This window comes from Lentzea kentuckyensis, assembly GCF_002150765.1.
Taxonomy (GTDB): Bacteria; Actinomycetota; Actinomycetes; order Mycobacteriales; family Pseudonocardiaceae; genus Lentzea; species Lentzea kentuckyensis.
Map to the genome: position 1 here is coordinate 108,420 of NZ_MUYM01000005.1, position 15,865 is coordinate 124,284.

The 15,865-nt window shown below is 68.8% G+C and carries 18 protein-coding genes; 7 read left to right on the forward strand and 11 right to left on the reverse strand.

The features are described from left to right. Window positions 1-118 precede the first annotated feature (118 nt). Window positions 119-1,138, forward strand: a complete 1,020-nt coding sequence (locus B0F77_RS04025; protein ID WP_086661386.1) for an NAD(P)-binding domain-containing protein — start codon at window positions 119-121, stop codon at window positions 1,136-1,138. Here B0F77_RS04025 and B0F77_RS04030 read toward each other — a convergent pair. Both B0F77_RS04030 and B0F77_RS04035 read right to left on the reverse strand, forming a co-directional pair. Then, entirely contained in the window at window positions 1,135-1,803 is a 669-nt protein-coding gene (locus B0F77_RS04030; RefSeq protein ID WP_086661387.1) for a dienelactone hydrolase family protein, read from the reverse strand. The genes B0F77_RS04025 and B0F77_RS04030 overlap by 4 nt on opposite strands. Window positions 1,804-1,829: 26 nt before the next feature. After that, window positions 1,830-2,585, reverse strand: a complete 756-nt coding sequence (locus tag B0F77_RS04035) for a hypothetical protein (RefSeq protein WP_086661388.1) — start codon at window positions 2,583-2,585, stop codon at window positions 1,830-1,832. A 90-nt stretch (window positions 2,586-2,675) separates the two neighbouring features. Here B0F77_RS04035 and B0F77_RS04040 point away from each other — a divergent pair, with 90 nt between their 5' ends. Next, complete coding sequence (locus B0F77_RS04040; RefSeq protein WP_211293649.1) at window positions 2,676-3,449, forward strand: HAD family hydrolase; 774 nt, start codon at window positions 2,676-2,678, stop codon at window positions 3,447-3,449. Here B0F77_RS04040 and B0F77_RS04045 read toward each other — a convergent pair. From B0F77_RS04045 to B0F77_RS04060, 5 genes are all read right to left on the reverse strand, one after another. Further along, window positions 3,446-3,790 carry a PIN domain-containing protein gene (locus B0F77_RS04045; RefSeq protein WP_086661389.1) on the reverse strand — a complete coding sequence of 115 codons (345 nt, stop codon included), beginning with the start codon at window positions 3,788-3,790 and terminating at the stop codon, window positions 3,446-3,448. The genes B0F77_RS04040 and B0F77_RS04045 overlap by 4 nt on opposite strands. Window positions 3,791-3,805: 15 nt before the next feature. Then, on the reverse strand, window positions 3,806-5,173 hold the full coding sequence (locus tag B0F77_RS04050; protein ID WP_086661390.1) for a S28 family serine protease: 1,368 nt from the start codon (window positions 5,171-5,173) through the stop codon (window positions 3,806-3,808). Window positions 5,174-5,225: 52 nt separating this feature from the next. Continuing rightward, entirely contained in the window at window positions 5,226-6,077 is an 852-nt protein-coding gene (locus B0F77_RS04055; RefSeq protein ID WP_211293650.1) for an NAD(P)-dependent oxidoreductase, read from the reverse strand. Window positions 6,078-6,306: 229 nt separating this feature from the next. Beyond that, window positions 6,307-6,453: a hypothetical protein gene (locus tag B0F77_RS48630; RefSeq protein ID WP_167969512.1), complete on the reverse strand. Its 147-nt coding sequence runs from the start codon at window positions 6,451-6,453 to the stop codon at window positions 6,307-6,309. A gap of 159 nt (window positions 6,454-6,612) precedes the next feature. Then, the gene (locus tag B0F77_RS04060) at window positions 6,613-7,806 is read right to left on the reverse strand and encodes an ATP-binding protein (RefSeq protein ID WP_086661392.1); all 1,194 of its coding nucleotides are present in this window, start codon (window positions 7,804-7,806) and stop codon (window positions 6,613-6,615) included. A 208-nt stretch (window positions 7,807-8,014) separates the two neighbouring features. Between B0F77_RS04060 and B0F77_RS04065 the strand changes: the two genes are divergently transcribed. Continuing rightward, the gene (locus B0F77_RS04065; protein ID WP_086661463.1) at window positions 8,015-8,629 is read left to right on the forward strand and encodes an SIMPL domain-containing protein; all 615 of its coding nucleotides are present in this window, start codon (window positions 8,015-8,017) and stop codon (window positions 8,627-8,629) included. A 9-nt stretch (window positions 8,630-8,638) separates the two neighbouring features. Here B0F77_RS04065 and B0F77_RS04070 read toward each other — a convergent pair whose 3' ends face one another. The 3 genes from B0F77_RS04070 to B0F77_RS04080 form a co-directional block, all read right to left on the reverse strand. Next, window positions 8,639-8,890 (reverse strand): hypothetical protein, encoded by a 252-nt coding sequence (locus B0F77_RS04070; RefSeq protein ID WP_143466552.1) that lies wholly within the window; start codon window positions 8,888-8,890, stop codon window positions 8,639-8,641. 62 nt (window positions 8,891-8,952) lie between these two features. Continuing rightward, the gene (locus B0F77_RS04075) at window positions 8,953-9,933 is read right to left on the reverse strand and encodes a serine hydrolase domain-containing protein (RefSeq protein WP_245847815.1); all 981 of its coding nucleotides are present in this window, start codon (window positions 9,931-9,933) and stop codon (window positions 8,953-8,955) included. Between the two features lie 58 nt (window positions 9,934-9,991). Further along, window positions 9,992-11,197, reverse strand: coding sequence for an acetyl-CoA C-acetyltransferase (locus tag B0F77_RS04080; protein ID WP_086661395.1), 1,206 nt, complete (start codon window positions 11,195-11,197; stop codon window positions 9,992-9,994). Window positions 11,198-11,250: 53 nt separating this feature from the next. Here B0F77_RS04080 and B0F77_RS04085 point away from each other — a divergent pair, with 53 nt between their 5' ends. Further along, complete coding sequence (locus tag B0F77_RS04085) at window positions 11,251-12,486, forward strand: 3-oxoacyl-ACP reductase (protein WP_086661396.1); 1,236 nt, start codon at window positions 11,251-11,253, stop codon at window positions 12,484-12,486. Then, the gene (locus B0F77_RS04090; RefSeq protein ID WP_086661464.1) at window positions 12,486-13,259 is read left to right on the forward strand and encodes a MaoC family dehydratase; all 774 of its coding nucleotides are present in this window, start codon (window positions 12,486-12,488) and stop codon (window positions 13,257-13,259) included. Before B0F77_RS04085 ends, B0F77_RS04090 begins: the two co-directional genes overlap by 1 nt. Here B0F77_RS04090 and B0F77_RS04095 read toward each other — a convergent pair. Then, on the reverse strand, window positions 13,248-13,886 hold the full coding sequence (locus B0F77_RS04095; protein WP_086661397.1) for a TetR/AcrR family transcriptional regulator: 639 nt from the start codon (window positions 13,884-13,886) through the stop codon (window positions 13,248-13,250). The genes B0F77_RS04090 and B0F77_RS04095 overlap by 12 nt on opposite strands. Before the next feature lie 98 nt (window positions 13,887-13,984). Here B0F77_RS04095 and B0F77_RS04100 point away from each other — a divergent pair, with 98 nt between their 5' ends. Both B0F77_RS04100 and B0F77_RS04105 read left to right on the forward strand, forming a co-directional pair. After that, on the forward strand, window positions 13,985-14,614 hold the full coding sequence (locus B0F77_RS04100) for an SCP2 sterol-binding domain-containing protein (RefSeq protein ID WP_086661398.1): 630 nt from the start codon (window positions 13,985-13,987) through the stop codon (window positions 14,612-14,614). Window positions 14,615-14,629: 15 nt separating this feature from the next. Next, window positions 14,630-15,844, forward strand: a complete 1,215-nt coding sequence (locus tag B0F77_RS04105) for an acyl-CoA dehydrogenase family protein (protein WP_086661399.1) — start codon at window positions 14,630-14,632, stop codon at window positions 15,842-15,844. The last annotated feature ends 21 nt before the right edge of the window (window positions 15,845-15,865 follow it).

The following is a 15,865-nucleotide window of genomic DNA, read 5'->3' on the forward strand; positions in this document are numbered from 1 at the left end:
ACGAGACTGATGTGCCTTTTGATTGACCAAAGCAGGCCGGACTCCACGATGATGGACGGTAACCGCCCGTCTGAACCTTTGCGCCTTGTTTGGCGTAGAGGACGCCGGGAGGTGCGTGATGGTGGAGTACCTGGTGATCGGTGCGGGTCCGGCGGGCCTGCAGATGGGGCGCTTCCTGCATCAGGCGGGTCGCGACTACCTGATCGTCGAGGCGGGGCCGGAGCCGGCGAGCTTCTTCCGGACCTTTCCGCGGCATCGGGTGCTCTCCACGGACGACAACTCGTTGTTCGAGGGGGCGCCGTTTTCCCGCTACAGCAAGAGGTCCTTTCCCAACGCGGACGACCTGGTGCGCTATCTGGAGGACTTCGCGCAGCCGTTGAACATCCGCTACAACGCGCCCGTGACCGACCTGGCCCAGCACCAGGCGCGGCACGTGATCATCGCAACCGGCAAGAAAGCCCACGTTCCCAGCATTCCGGGGATCGAGCACGCCGAGACGTACGCCAGCGCCAGCACCGATCCGACCGAGTACGCGGGCAAGCGGGTGCTGATCATCGGGCGCGGGCACAGCGCGTTCGAGACGGCGGACAACATCGCGGCGACGGCGCGGGTCACGCACACGGTCGGGCGGACCGTGCAGCGGATCGTCAAGGAGGGCAACGAGTTCGTCGCGACGATCGACGGCACCGGCGAGCTCCGGTACGACAAGGTGATCGTGTGCGCGGGTTTCCGCAGGGACACCACGCTCGACGTGCCGCACGCGCACGTCGTGACCGGTGACTCGATCAAAGCGATCCGCCACTCGGCCCGCGCGCTCCACCGAATGCTGGAGGCGCAACACCACGGCGTGCCGTGGCCGCACCGGAAACTGCGCAACCGGCCCGACTCGCTGGCCGCGACCATCGCCATGCGCGCCAGCGAGATCCCGGACGGCCTGGCGGACGTCGTTGTCCCGCAAGGCCAGCACGTGCTGCTCTACGACGAGATGCCCACCACCGAACGCCACGGCTTCGTGGTCACGCGCACCCAGATCAGCCACTACCGGCGCAACGAGCTGATCGCCGTCGAGCACCGCCTGCACCGCAAGCCGCTGGAGAAGTTCTTCTCGCAGCAGCTCGCGGTGCCCTGCATCGCCTAGGCGGGCAGGGTGCGTGCGAGGAACTGCGCGGTGAGGTCCCACGCGCGGTCGGCGGCGTCCTTGTCGTACCAAGGCGCCAGGTGGTTGAGGAAGGCGTGGCCCGCGGCCTCCAGGTGGATCTCGGCGTTGGGCCGCTCCTGCACCGCGTCCACGACCTTCTGGTACTCGGTGATGAACGAGTCCTCGGTGCCGAAGTGGAACAGGATCGGGCAGGACACCTGGTCCAGCGTGCCGATCTGGTCCGGCACACCCGAGCCGTAGAACGACACGGCCGTGTCCGGGTTGGAGGCCGTGGCCGCCGCGTACGCCAGGGTGCCGCCGAGGCAGAAGCCGAGCACGCCGACGCCGCCCGTGACCTCGGGCAGACCGCGCAGGTACTCGACCGACGCGACGACGTCCTGCACGGCGAGCGGGAAGTCGAGGTTCCCGACGACCTCCATCGACTTCTGGATGCCGGCCTCGTCGTGCTCACCGACCCAGCCGGGCTGGAACCGGTGGAAGAGCTCGGGCACGGCCACGACGTAGCCGAGAGCGGCGAGCTTCTCGGCGATTTCGCGCAGGTACCCGTCCAGGCCGAAGATCTCCTGGATCAGCACGATGCCGGGGCCGGAACCGGACTCGGGGAGCCAAACCGGCAACGGCATGTCGTTCACACGATGGGTCATACCTCGATCTTGACGTACCCGCGTTCCTACTTGCCGGTCGGATCGCCCTCGATCGCGGCGCCGGCTTCGGGCTTGGTGATCGTCCGCTGGGCCGCCGCCTCCGTCACGTCCGCGGCCAGTTCGACCACGTCGCTGCCGTACGCGTCGCGGTTCACAATGCGCAGGACCAAGCAGAACGACGTGCGCGCGCCGTACTGGGCATGCAGGGAGTCCTGCTGTTCCACCAGGTACTTCGCCGCCGCGTAGTTGGTGATGGCGGTCTGGCCGCAGACGAGGAACAGCGGACGGCGTCTGCCCGGGACGACGATGCGGGCCACCAGCACGTACTCGGAACCGCCCCGTTCGCGGCTGAAGACGCGATCGCCGACGCGCACGGACAGTCCCTCCGGGTCCTCGCGGTAGGTGGACTGCGAGACACCCGGCAACAGCCAGCGCAGATGCGCGGCCGTGCGCGAGTTCGACAACGGGCCGCCCACGCAGAACTCGACCTGGTCACCGACGCCCTCGACGACCTCGGAGTGCAGTGCGATCTCGGGCTCGGCCCCGGCGTCCTTCGCCAGCATCGCCAACTCCAGCACGGCCGCGACGTCGGTCTTGTTGATGCTCATCGGGGCCGGCGCCGCACGGTGCTTGCCGACGACGAGGAGCGCTCGTTCGCCGGGAACCAGACCGAAGAACGCGCGCCGCCGTGCCGCCCGCCGGTACCGCAGGAGGCGCTGCACGAGCCACACGGTGATGCCGGCGATGAGGCTCGCCAGCAGGTTGATCGCCAGGTCGTTCACGCCATGGTTGTACCGGAGCGGGCAGTCGCGCGGACAGCGGTCGGGGAAAGGGTCTTCGTGCGCGCGGAGGGCCTGCCCGATAATCAGCCGATGATCAGGTTGATCGCGACCGACCTCGACGGCACGCTCCTGCAGCCGGGCGGAGTGCTCAGCGACCGCACCCGTGCCACCCTGAACGCGGTCGGTGCGGACGTCGTGGTCGTCACGGCCCGGCCGCCGCGGTTCGTCCAGGACCTGGCGCTCACGGGCACGGCGATCTGTTCCAACGGCTCGGTGATCTACGACCTGACCGAAAAGGTGGTCACACACGCCCAGACGGTGCCGTTCGACGTCGTGCGGAAGGTGTCGGAGGAGCTCGCGAACGTGATCCCGAACGTCGGCATCGCGGTCGAGACCGGGATGGAAGTGTTGTGCGAGCCCGCTTTCAAGGGATTCAGCCCGAACAATCCACATCGGACACTGGAGCTGCTCGACCACGTCTTCGCGGAGGCGGACCAGGTCGTGCAGATGCTCGCGTGGGCGCCGGACGCCGAGGCCGACCACATGATGGAGATCGCCAGGCAGGCGGTCGGGCAGCACGTGGCCGTCACGCACTCCGGTGGGCTCGGGCTGCTGGAGATCGGCCCGCCGGGGGTGTCGAAGGCGGCGACGCTGGAATCCCTTTGCAACACAAGGGGAATCGGCAAGCACGAGGTGATCGCGTTCGGCGACATGCCGAACGACCTGTCGGTGCTCGGGTGGGCCGGCACGGCGTACGCGATGGGCAACGCGCACCCGTTGGTCAAGGAGGCCTGCGGCAACCACGCGCCGCCGAACACCGAGGACGGGGTGGCGCAGGTGCTGGAAAGGCTCTTCGGGATCTAACGTCGCGGTACCGAGGTGGGGCCTGCCACCTCGGCACCGAGCTCCGTCACCCGCCGGCGCAGTTCCCGGTCGGCGGTCACCACGACCACGCGACGTCCGGGGCCCTCGGCGCGGACCACGTCGACGATCGTGTCGTCACCGTCGCCGGCAGCGGAGACCACCCGGACGTCGGGGATGCTGGAGACGTTGCGCGCCTTGCCTTCCACGACGAGGACCACCTCCTCGTCGCGCCCCTGCAAAGCGTCGCGGAGGCGTTCGGCCGCTGCCGCTCTGTCCCGCCACCAGCCGTCGGGCACCGATCCGACGACGTTGGCTGCATCGACCACGAGCAACGGCTTCACGCCTCCCAGGGTGCCTCAGCCCCGGCGCGCTCGCAGTGCGTCCAGCGAGTCGGGGTCGTCGTCGACCGCCAGTGACACGACCGTGCCGGAGACACCGGCCCAGCGCTGCACGGCGGCGGTCGCGGCCAGGCGTTCCTTCTCCGGCAGCTTCGCGATGTTGGAGCCGTGGTTGCCGCCGGGCACCGCGAACGCCAGCGAGTCGCGCGTGCCCGGACCGAGGCGGAACGGCTCAGCGCTCCACGGGTCGTTCTGACCGTTCACGAACAGCAGCCGCGAGCCCTGATAGCGCACCCACGAGTCGATGTCGCGCATCGCGAAGCGGTCGAAGCGCGGGAACTTGATCTCCGGCGACACCATCGAGCGCGGCACCGAGACGCCGGGGTAGCGCAGCAGGTCGCGCACGGCCGACTCGTCCGCTTCCGGCCAGCCGAGTTGGGTGCCGGCCTGGTAGTAGTACGGCGCGTAGGGCGCGACGCCCGCGTCGGTGTAGAAGTCCCAGCCGACGGTCTTGTCCATGAACGTCCAGAGGTCGTCCACGGAAGCACCGGCGCCGGGCACGAGAGCGCACTGCTCCTGGGTGCCGTACTGCCAGAACGTGAACGGCGTGTCGAGCACCAGGATCTCCAGCGCCCGGTGCGCGTTGCCGAACTGCTTGTAGGTGTAGCCCTTGGCCTCCAGGCGCGTGACGATCTCGTCGCGGTGCTGCAGGATCTGCCGCTGCACGCCCTCGAGTTTCTTGTTGCACGTCGGGTCGTTGCCGACGTTGCGGATGAACTCGCCGTAGACGTCACGGTCGTTCACCACGTCGTTCGGCGCGACGTAGGCGATGGTCGCGTCGACGTCACGCGGGAAGAAGCGGCGGTGGTAGATCGACGTCATGCCGCCTTTGCTGGCGCCGGTCGAGAGCCAGCGAGCCCGGTAGATCTTCTTGAACGCCAGCACGATCCGGTGGTGGTCGTTGGCGGCCTGCCAGATGTTCAGGTCGTCCCAGTCGGCCGGCGCCGGTCGCGACGGCGTGAAGAACCGCTGCTCGACGCTGAGCTGGTTGCCGTCGACGAGCCGCGCCGGTTCGGACGCGCCGATCGTGCCCGGCAGGTTGTAGCCGGTGGTGTGCAGCACCATCGGCTTGGAATCGTCCTTGTGCAGCAACGAGAAGCGCTGCTCGAACCGGACGCCGCGCGGCCTGCGGTGGTCCGCGGGCTGCTGGATGCCGAGCACGAACGTCCGCGCGGTGCCGGACGTTCCTTCGCTGATGATCCGGACGCCGGGCAGCGCGGCGATCCGATCCTTGATGTCAGGGGCGGCGGAGACGACCGAGGCGACAGCCAGGACCTGTGCCGATGCCAGGCCGAACGCCAGCAGGGAGCGTACGAGTCTGTTCACTCAGCCAAGCTATTGAGCCCGTACGCCCTGCCGGACCGGCCGATCGTCGGGCTTATTGGTAGCTGGCGTAGTAAGACGCGGCCATGTCCTCGTCGCCGTGCCCCTTGGTGATGGCGCGGTTCAGCCGGGCACTCGCCGCCTGCGCCACGTCGAGGTGGACGTTGGCGTGCACCGCGGCCTCGTTGACCAACAGAGCATCCTTCAGCGCGTTCTGCACGGTGAACGCGGGCGGGAAGTCCCGAGCGATGATCGCGTTGCCCTTCATCTGCAGATACGCGCAGTCCATCGCACCGCCGGAAACGGCTTCCAGGAACAGCTTCGGGTCGAGCCCGGACGACTCGGCCAGCGCCACGGCCTCGCCCACCGCGGCGGTCAGGGCCAGCACCCAGCTGTTCGCGACGAGCTTCAACCGGGACGACGCTCCGGCCTCGCCGACCCACATCGTGCGCGCGCCGATCACGTCGAACACCGGCTGCACGCGGTCGCGCAGTTCTTCCGAACCTGAGGCGAGCACGACGAGCTTGCCCTCGGTCGCCGGCTTCACACTGCCCAGCACCGGGGCGTCGACGAACTCCAGCCCGAGCGACCGCGCCAGCGCGATGTGGTCGTCGATCGCGTCGACGCCGACCGTGGACGCCTGGATCCACACCGCGTCGTGCGGCAACGAGTCGGCGGCCTCCTGCATGGTCGCGGTGACCGTGGGACCGTCGGTGAGCACCGTCATGACGATCTCGACGCCCTCGACGGCCTGAGCGGGCGTGTCGGCGACGACGGCGCCCCGAGCAGCGAGCGGTTCGGCTTTGGCGCGCGTGCGGTTCCAGACCCGGACCTCGTGTCCGGCTGCGGCGAGGTTGGCTGCGATGGGGGCACCCATGAGGCCGGTGCCGAGCACGGCGATCTTCATGTCCCCCAGCAAACAAGAAACCTCGCAGTGCTGCCAGGTCGGGGGTCCGACAGCACCGCGAGGTCAACAGTGACATCGGCGGACCGACGTGCGCTGTTACAACGCCATCATACTGTGGCGCGGATCACGTTTAACAGAATGAAACCCCTGGAGCGCGGGAGGTGCTCCAGGGGTTCCCGTTCGGGGAGGCACTCGCGACGGGGCGCCGCGCGAGTGCCGGGTCGAGAAGTCAGCGCAGGGTGGTGACCTGAGCCTGGGCGATGGCCATCAGCTCGTGACGCATGGCCGGGGTGGTGGCCATGTCGATCGCGCGAGCCACGGCCTTCCGGTTGCGCGCCTCGGCACGACGGGCGCGGAGCTTCGCTGCGAAGTTCATCTCGGTCTGCACTTCCCTCTCGGAGGTCTGTTTGGTTGGTGACTTAAGTATGCACCTTCCTACCCACAAAAGCACGCGATTATCCGGTGAGGTGGGGCACACGCCGACGAATCATCGGCTGACAACGTGAACGGCCGGACAACGGCAGGGTGCTTCCGGTTACTCCTCGCGGCCGAGCAGGAACCGGCCGAAGTGCGGCACCGTGAAGGCGATCTGACCCCGTTCCGCGCTGTAGACCAGGCCTTTCTTGATGAGCGAGTCCCGTGCGGGCGACAGCGAGGAGGGCTTGCGACCCAGGTGGTCGGCCACCTGGGCGGTGTTGACCCCCGCGTCCTTTCCGTCGGTCAACTCGGCCATCGACCGGAGATACTCGCGTTCAGCGGGCGTCGCACGCTCGTATCGGGAGCCGAAGAAGCCCACAGCGAGCTCGGCGTCTGCCTCCGGAGCGGCCACGGAGACGTCCAACGCGCTGATCGGATCGGCCGGTGCGGCGTCCCAGGCGGCTTTGCCGTAGGCCTGGATGAAGTACGGGTAACCACCAGACGCGTCGAACAACGCGTCGAGCGCCTCGTCGGTGATGCCCGCGTCCTCCCGTTCGACCGGGGCGAGCACCGCGCGGTCGGCGTCCTCGCGGCTGAGCCGGTCGATGCGGACGTACCGGAAGAGCCGTTCCGAGTACGACTTGCTGGCGCTGAGAACCGCGGGCAGGTGCGGCAGGCCGGCACCGACGACCACGAGCGGCGCGCCGAGCTGCGAGAGCTCGTGGCACGCCGCGCACAACGCGCTGATGTCGTCCGGCTTGAGGTCCTGCATCTCGTCGATGAGCAGCGCGACGCCCGTGCCGACGTCCTGCGCGAGCTCGGCGACGTCGGTGAACAGCTCCACCAGGTCGATCTCGATGTCACCGGAGTCCGCGCGCCCACTCGCCGCCGGGACGTCGATGCCGGGCTGCCAGCGATCGCGCAGCTTGGCGCCGTCCGGTGCGGCCCTGAGCGCGAACGCCTTGAGGATGCCGAGGATCGCCTCGACCCGGTCCGGCGCGCGGTGCCTCACGGCGAGATCGCGGATTGCCCGGTGCAACGCGGCCGAGAGCGGTCGGCGCAGGTCGGCGTCGGGCCGAGCCTCGACCTTGCCCGCACCCCACCCGCGTTTGACCGCCATGGACCGCAGCTCGCCGAGCAACACCGTCTTGCCGACGCCGCGCAGTCCCGTCAGCACGAGGCTGCGTTCGGGACGGCCGCGGGCCACGCGTTCGAGCACCACCTCGAAGGCGGCGACCTCCTTGTCCCGGCCGGCGAGCTCAGGAGGCCTCTGGCCTGCACCGGGGGCGAACGGATTGCGCACCGGGTCCATGCCTCGCACCGTATCGCTCTCTCTAGCGCTTCCCCTAGAGGAACGCAGACTCTCCTCGTTTTGGGGCACGCGGGGGCCTCGCGTGCCCCTGGAGTGCACGCGGGGACCCCGCGTGTCTTCTACGAAAGCGGAGTATTCGGCTTTCTAGTGATTTAGCAATAGAACGTAATAGTTGCGGATGAACCGGGGCACCGGTTGGCTGGGGAACGTGGCTGAAGTCGTGACAAAGGGGACCGGCGAGGTCGAGCGGACCGCCGACCGCGCCCAGGTGGACGTGACGTTCGAGGCGCTCGGTGCTGAACGCTCCGAGGCGGTGAGCACGCTCAACCAGCGCATTTCCGCCGTCGAACCGCTGCTCGAGGACTTCGAGGTGCGGTCGCGGCAGCTGTCCGTGCACGACAACTGGGACAACAACCAGCGCGTCGGCAGCCGCGCCCAGCAGCAGTACGTGATCTGGGTTTCGGACCTCGACCGGCTCGACGGGCTGCTCGCGGAACTGGTGCAGGCCGAGCCGTCCTGGGTCAACGGACCGTCGTGGACGCTCGTCGACGACACCGAGGCCATCCGCGAGGCGCAGCGGGAGGCCGTGGCGGACGCGTTGCGCCGCGCCGAGGGCTACGCGTCGGCGCTGGGGCGGCGGCTCGGGCCGTTGCTGCGGATCGGTGACACCGAGGGCGGTGCGCACTACTCGCCGCGGATGATGAGCGGCGCCGCGTCGTTCGAGATGGCCGGGCCTGCCGGGATGGTCGACCAGCTGAACCTGAAGGCACAGCAGATCACCGTGTCGGCGTCGTGCACGGCCGCGTGGTCGCTGCTCGACTGAACCACGCCACTAGCTCGCCTTCAGGGTCTCCATGGCGGCCTGCACCGCGGCCGCGTCGAGGTCGTCCGGCCTGGCCTTGCGCCACTTCTCCAGCCACACGACGCGTTGGCTGGCCGCCGCGGCCAGGGTCAGGACGATGTACGCGCGGCGTTCCCACTCCCTCGCGGACGCCATCGCGTCGGCGGCCGGCCGCCATTCGTCCCGCAGGGTGCCGAGGAGTGCGCGGGCCAGCACCGGGTCTTTTTCGGGATCAACGTTCATCAGTCCCACCCCCAGGACCGCTGTGACGCGGTCCAGAGAGTGTGCCTGATTGACCGTTCAATTTAAATAGCCGTACGCGCGGCGTACCGCCAGAAGTCGCGCATGATCTCGGTCGGGGTGGGGCTGGTCATGGCCGTGCGGGTGAGCAGGACGGCGACCATGTCCTGTGACGGCACGACGTGCGAGGTCGTACCGGAGCCGCCGACCCAGCCGTAGCGGCCCGGGACGTTCCACGGGTCGATCTCGGCGATGTCGACGCTGCCACCGAAGCCCCAGCCCTGGCCTTCCAGGAAGAGCTGGCCTGCTTCGCGGTCCTCGGCGGACGTGGTGTCGACCGCGAGTCGCGAGACCAGGTCGCTGGACAACAGATACCGGTTGAACGCCAGCACATCGTCCACAGTGGAGTTCAGGCCGCCGGCACCGGACGGGAGGACGTCGCTGATGAAGCCGGTGTTCGTCATGCCGGCCGGCGCGTAGAGGTGTTCGGCCAGGTAGTCCGGGAGCGAGCCGGTGGCACGGTGCAGCAGCACGCCGAGGACGTCGTAGGACGTGTTGTAGAGCCAGCCGTCGCCCGGCTGGTGCAGCAACGGCACCTGGGCGAGCCCCTTGAGCCATTCCTCCGGGGTGGGCAGGTCCGGGCGGCCGTGCAGGTGCGCCTCGTCGAAAAGCTTCCTGGTGGCGGGCAACGAGAAGTCCGCCGTGAAGCCCCAGCCGGAACGGGACGCCAGCAGGTGCCGGACGGTGATCGGCCTGGCCGCGGGGACGACGTCGTCGATCTCGCTGTCCGGTGTGCGGACGACCACCGGGTCCGCGAGTTCGGGCAGCCAGTTCGCGATCGGGTCGTCGAGACCGATCCCGTTGTCCTGCACCAGGAGCATCGCGGCGGCGGCGACGATCGGCTTGGTGACCGAGGCGATCGGGAAGACCGACTCGCGGGTGTCCTCGCCGATCGCCGCGCACTCGACGTCGTCACCCCTGGCGATGAGCGCGACCGCGGTGGGCACGGTCTCGCGGTGAGCCTCCAGCACTTCCTGCAGAGTCATGGTCGCCATCCTTCTCCTGATCGGGTTCGGATGGGTTGACTTCAGGTACCGGAGAAACTCATCGCTCCAGGATCGCCGTGATGCCCTGACCGCCGGCGGCGCAGATCGACACGAACCCGCGCCCGCTGCCCTTCTGGTGCAGCAACTTCGCCAAAGTCGCCACAATTCGGGCACCGGTGGCGGCGAACGGGTGGCCCGCCGCGAGCGACGAGCCGTTGACGTTCAGCCTGGTCCTGTCGATCTCGCCGAGGTCGGGTTCCCAGGCCTTCAACGTGGCGAGCACCTGGGACGCGAACGCCTCGTGCACCTCGTAGAAGTCGAACTCCTGCAGCTTGAGACCCGCCTTGTCGAGCATGCGCGGCGCGGCGTGCACCGGGGCCATCAGCAGGCCCTCCTCGCCGTGCACGTAATCGACGGCGGCGGTCTCGGCGAACGTCAGGTACGCGAGGACGGGCAGCTTTCGTTCACGCGCCCACTCCTCGGTGGCCATCAGGACCGCGGAGGCGCCGTCGGACAGCGGGGTCGAGTTGCCGGCGGTCATCGTGTCGCCGAAGACCGGCTTGAGCCTGGCGAGCTTCTCGGCGCTGCTGTCCGGGCGGAGGTTCTGGTCGCGGGTCAGGCCGAGGTAGGGCGTGACCAGGTCGTCGAAGAAGCCCTCGTCGTAGGCGCGGGCGAGGTTCTGGTGGCTGCGGGCGGTGAGCTCGTCCTGGTCCTCGCGCGTGACGCCGTACTTGGCCGCGGTGACGGCCGCGTGCTCGCCCATCGACATGCCGGTGCGCGGTTCGCCGTTGCGGGGCAGGTGCGGCACGACGTGGCTGGGGCGCAGCCGGGTCAGCAGGCTGACCTTGCGGGTGCGGTTGAACTCCAGCAGGAGCTTGCGGAAGTTCTCGTTCACGCCGATCGGAGCGTCGCTCGTGGTGTCGACGCCGCCCGCGATGCCCGCCTCGATCTGGCCGAGCGCGATCTTGTTGGCGACGGCGATGATCGCCTGCAGGCCGGTGCCGCACGCCTGCTGCAGGTCGTACGCGGGTGTTTCCGGGCTGAGCTTGCTGCCCAGGACCGACTCGCGGACGAGGTTGAAGTCGCGCGAGTGCTTGAGCACGGCGCCGGCCACCACCTCGCCGAGGCGTTCTCCCTGCAGGCCGAAGCGGCTGACCAGCCCGTCCAGCACCGCGGTGAACATGTCCTGGTTCGACGCGGTGGCGTACGGGCCGTTCGATCGGGCGAACGGGATGCGGTTGCCGCCGATGATCGCTACTCGCATGCCGCCATACTACCTACTAGCGAGTAGACTTACTAGCTAGTAGGTTGTGTGACGTGGACAGGTACCAGAAGTTCGCCTCTTCGGGGCTGGGTCGCCAGCTCGTGCGCAGGCTCGGCCTGCCGAACCCGTATCCACTCCGCCGTGACGCGGCTTTGGCCACACCCGTGCTGGTCGGTGGCACTGCTCGGCTGCCCTTCCTGAAACAGCTCGAAACCGGCACCGCTCCCTACGGCGCGCTGGTGTTCGACGCGTCCGAGATCGCGGCTGTCTCGGATCTGCGGCAGCTGCACGACTTCTTCCACCCGGTGATCACGCAGCTCGGGCCGTGCGGGCGGGTGATCGTGATCGGACGGTCGCCGGACTCGGTGGCGCAACGGGCGCTCGAGGGCTTCGTGCGGTCGGTCGGCAAGGAACTGCGGCGCGGCGGCACGGCGAACCTCGTCTACGTGGCGGACGGCGCCGAGGACGGGGTCGAGTCGACGCTGCGATTCCTGCTGTCCGGACGGTCGGCGTACGTGTCCGGCCAGGTGATCCACGTATCCGGCAACGCCGCCACCGGCACGCTGGAGGGCAAGATCGCACTGGTCACGGGTGCCTCCCGGGGCATCGGTGAGGCGATCGCGGCCACGCTCGCCCGCGACGGCGCGCACGCGGTGTGCCTGGACGTGCCTGCGGCCGGGGAGGACCTGTCGAGGGTCGCGAACGCCATCGGCGGGTCGGCGTTGCAGCTCGACATCACCGGCGATCCGGCGAAGCTGACCTCGCACCTGCTCGAACGGCACGGCGGCGTGGACGTCGTCGTGCACAACGCGGGCATCACCCGCGACAAGACATTGGCACGCATGGACTCCTCGCTCTGGGACTCCGTGCTGGAGGTCAACCTCGCGTGCCAGGAGCGGATCAACGACGCACTGCTGCACGGCGACGTGTTGCGCCCCGGCGGACGGATCGTCGGGGTCTCGTCGATCGCCGGCATCGCGGGCAACGTCGGCCAGACCAACTACGCCACCTCGAAGGCCGGCGTGATCGGGATGGTGCGGTCACTGGCGCCCGTGCTGGCCGATCGCGGAGCGACGATCAACGCCGTGGCACCCGGTTTCATCGAGACCAAGATGACCGCGGCGGTGCCGTTCGCGACGCGTGAGGTCGGGCGGCGGATGAACAGCCTGTCGCAGGGCGGTCTGCCGGTGGACGTGGCGGAGACGGTGGCGTGGTTCGCGTCGCCGGGTTCCGGTGGTGTGAACGGCAACGTGGTCCGGGTGTGCGGCCAGATGCTGCTGGGGGCGTGATGTTGCTGCGTGCCGCCCTGACGTCGTTCCGGCGCGGGGAAACCCTGGCGGCCCAACCGGTTTCGGCCACGGTCGACGTGTCGCTGAGGCATCTCACGGCCTACAACTCGGTGTGCGGGTTCGGGTTGCGGGACGCGTTGCCGCTGACCTACCCGCACGTGCTGGGCTTTCCGCTGCAGATGAAGCTGATGACCGGCTCAGGGTTCCCGTTCCCGTTGCCCGGCCTGGTGCACATCGCGAACCGGATCACCCAGTCGCGTCCGCTGGCACTGTGCGAACCGCTGGAGATCACGGTGTCCGCGCGCGATCTGCGGCCGCATCCGCAGGGCACCCAGGTCGACGTGGTGACCTCGGTTTCCGGTGTCTGGGAAGGCGTGTCGACCTACCTGCGGCGGACCGGGTCGGGGTCGTCGTCGGGCGAGGAGCTGCGACGGCCGGTCGGGTCGGCGGTGTGGCGGGTGCCGGCGGACATCGGACGGCGGTACGGCGCCGCGTCCGGCGACCGGAACCCGATCCACCTGTACCCGTTGAGCGCCAAGCTGTTCGGCTTCAAGCGGGCGATCGCGCACGGGATGTGGACGAAGGCGCGCTGCGTCGCGTCCCTGGAAGGCCGGTTGCCGGAGGCCGTGACCGTGGACGTGAAGTTCAAGAAGCCGCTGCTGATCCCCGGCCGCGCCGAGTTCTCGGCGGCCGAGGTCGAGGACGGCTGGGAGTTCGCGGTGTGGGGCAAGGGGCCCCACCTGCTCGGCTCGGCCCGGGATCTAACGCCGTGACGGTGGATGCCAGACGTTGCCTTCGACCAGGTCGCCGAAGCCCATCCACACGAGGTTCATGAGGCGCGCCGCGACGACGCCGGCGGGTTCCTCCGGGTGGTCGAGCCACCACTCCGCGAGCGACTCGCCGGCCCCGACCAGCGCCGCGGCCAGCGACTCGGCCTCCAGCTTGGTCGCCGGCGCCTTCGTGGACTGGGTGAGCAGCGCCGCGACCAGCGACACCGCCCGGCTGCGCATGTCCGTGAGCTCGACCGCGAACGGCCCGCCCTGGGTCGACGCCTGCCGGTGCAGCACCATCCAGCTCGCCCGGTTCTCGCCGACGAACCCGAAGAACGCTCTGAGCCCGCTCCACAGCTGCACGTCGGGTTCCTGGTCGGGCTCGACGCCGGTCGCGATGGCCTCCATCATCCGGGTGGCCTCACGCCGGATGCAGGTCGCGAACAGTTCCTCCTTCGAGCCGAGGTAGGCGTAGAGCATCGGCTTGGAGATGCCGGCGACGTCGGAGATCTCGTCCATCGACGCCGCGTGGAAACCGAGCCGCGAGAACACGTCCACGGCGGCGTCCATGATCTGCCGCTCACGCACCGCGCGTGGCAAGCGCTTGGCTCGACCTTCTGTGCGCATCATTACCCCTCGGTTCGGAGCAACAAGATTATCCGATCGGCTTGCCGCCCAATCTACTCGCCAGTAGTCTTACTCGTGAGTAGGTACCAGGAGGTGTGTCAATGACGCTCGACCTCACCACCGAGGCGATCGCGAAGCTCAGCCCGGCTGAGCTGATCAGCACTTTGCAGCAGATCTCGCCGGACGACCCCGCTCTGGCCGACGTCGACATCGACGTCATCGCCCGCGGCATCGACCCGAAGAAGCTGGGCAAGGACGACTTCGCCGCGTTGCTGAACGCGTTGGGCAGGCTCGCCGACGCCGGCGCGGACCTCGACCTCTCGAAGATGGACCCGTCCAACTTCGCCCGCATCATCTCGCGCGCCTCGAAGGACCAGATCGAGGGTGTCGTGTCAGATCCTGCGCTGCGTACGCGGGTTCTGGACGAGGTGTTCCGCCGCATGGAGGTCCACTTCCGCGCGGACCGGGCCGGCGCCACGCGTGCCGTCGTGCATTTCCACGTGCTGGAAGACGTGTACGAGGCCATCATTGAAGACGCGCACTGCACCATCAACAAGGGTGTCACGCGTGAGGCCCGCGCCATCGTGACGCTGACGCCCGCCGATTTCCTGAAGCTAGCGACCGGCAACGCCTCCGCCCCCGTGCTGTTCATGACGGGCAAGCTGAAGGTGAAGGGCGACCTGGGGTTCGCGGCCGGGTTCATGAGCCTGTTCAACATCCCGAAGGCCTGACGGAGAGGTTTTGCAGTGGGTGGCTTCTCGCTCGAACTGAACGAAGACCAGACCGACCTGCGCGACTGGGTGCACGGTTTCGCTCGCGACGTGATCAGGCCGGCGGCCTCCGAGTGGGACGAGCGCGAGGAGACGCCGTGGCCGGTGATCCAGGAGGCGGCGAAGATCGGCCTCTACGGCTTCGAGGCCCTCGCGACCTGGTTCGCGGACCCGATCGGGCTTTCGTTGCCGATCGCGACCGAGGAACTCTTCTGGGGTGACGCGGGCATCGCGCTCTCACTGATGGGCACCGGTCTCGCGGTCGCCGGCATCTTCGCCGGTGGCGAGCCCGAGCAGCTGGCCGAGTGGGTGCCGGAGTGCTTCGGCGACGAGTCGGACCCGAAGCTCGCGGCGTTCTGCGCCTCCGAACCCCAGGCGGGCTCGGACGTCGGCGGCTACCGGACGCGAGCGCGCTACGACGAGGCCACCGACGAATGGGTGCTCAACGGCCAGAAGGCCTGGGCCACCAACGGCGGCATCGCGAACGTGCACGTCGTGACCGCCGTCGTCGATTCCTCGCTGGGTGCCCGCGGCCAGGCCGGCTTCATCGTGCCGCCGGGCACGCCGGGGTTGTCGTCGCCGGGGAAGATCAAGAAGCACGGCATGCGGGCGTCCCACACCGCCGACGTCTTCCTGGACGACGTGCGCGTGCCCGGCCGTTGCGTGCTGGGTGGCCGCGAACGTCTTGAGGCCCGGCTGGCTCGGGCACGTGAGGGCTTGAAGGCCGGTGGCCAGGCCGCGATGGCGACGTTCGAGACCACGCGCCCGACCGTCGGTGCGATGGCCGTGGGCGTCGCTCGTGCCGCGTACGACTACGCGCTGGAGTACGCGAAGGACCGCGAGGCGTTCGGCCGCAAGATCATCGAGAACCAGTCGATCGCGTTCGACCTCGCGAACATGCGGATGGAGATCGACGCGTCGCGGCTGCTGGTGTGGCGCGCGGCGTGGATGGGCCGCAACAACGTGCCGTTCACCGCGGGTGAGGGGTCGATGTCCAAGCTCAAGGCGTCCGAGGTGTCGGTGTGGGCGACTGAGCGGGCGATCCACATTCTCGGTGGGGCCGGCTACACGCGGGAGCACCCGGTGGAGCGCATGCACCGGGACGCCAAGATCTTCACCATCTTCGAGGGGACCTCGGAGATCCAGCGGCTCGTCGTGTCCCGGATGATCTCGGGGATGCAGATCAAGTGACGTGAGGTGGGCCGGGGCGTG

Coding starts and splice junctions, on each gene's coding strand:
- B0F77_RS04055 (WP_211293650.1), bottom strand. CDS start 6,077: ATGAAGATCGCCGTGCTCGGCACCGGCCTCATGGGTGCCCCCATCGCA.
- B0F77_RS04075 (WP_245847815.1), bottom strand. CDS start 9,933: ATGACTCTGCAGGAAGTGCTGGAGGCTCACCGCGAGACCGTGCCCACC.
- B0F77_RS04095 (WP_086661397.1), bottom strand. CDS start 13,886: ATGATGCGCACAGAAGGTCGAGCCAAGCGCTTGCCACGCGCGGTGCGT.
- B0F77_RS04060 (WP_086661392.1), bottom strand. CDS start 7,806: ATGGACCCGGTGCGCAATCCGTTCGCCCCCGGTGCAGGCCAGAGGCCT.
- B0F77_RS04100 (WP_086661398.1), top strand. CDS start 13,985: ATGACGCTCGACCTCACCACCGAGGCGATCGCGAAGCTCAGCCCGGCT.
- B0F77_RS04025 (WP_086661386.1), top strand. CDS start 119: ATGGTGGAGTACCTGGTGATCGGTGCGGGTCCGGCGGGCCTGCAGATG.
- B0F77_RS04040 (WP_211293649.1), top strand. CDS start 2,676: ATGATCAGGTTGATCGCGACCGACCTCGACGGCACGCTCCTGCAGCCG.
- B0F77_RS48630 (WP_167969512.1), bottom strand. CDS start 6,453: ATGAACTTCGCAGCGAAGCTCCGCGCCCGTCGTGCCGAGGCGCGCAAC.
- B0F77_RS04030 (WP_086661387.1), bottom strand. CDS start 1,803: ATGACCCATCGTGTGAACGACATGCCGTTGCCGGTTTGGCTCCCCGAG.
- B0F77_RS04080 (WP_086661395.1), bottom strand. CDS start 11,197: ATGCGAGTAGCGATCATCGGCGGCAACCGCATCCCGTTCGCCCGATCG.
- B0F77_RS04090 (WP_086661464.1), top strand. CDS start 12,486: ATGTTGCTGCGTGCCGCCCTGACGTCGTTCCGGCGCGGGGAAACCCTG.
- B0F77_RS04070 (WP_143466552.1), bottom strand. CDS start 8,890: ATGAACGTTGATCCCGAAAAAGACCCGGTGCTGGCCCGCGCACTCCTC.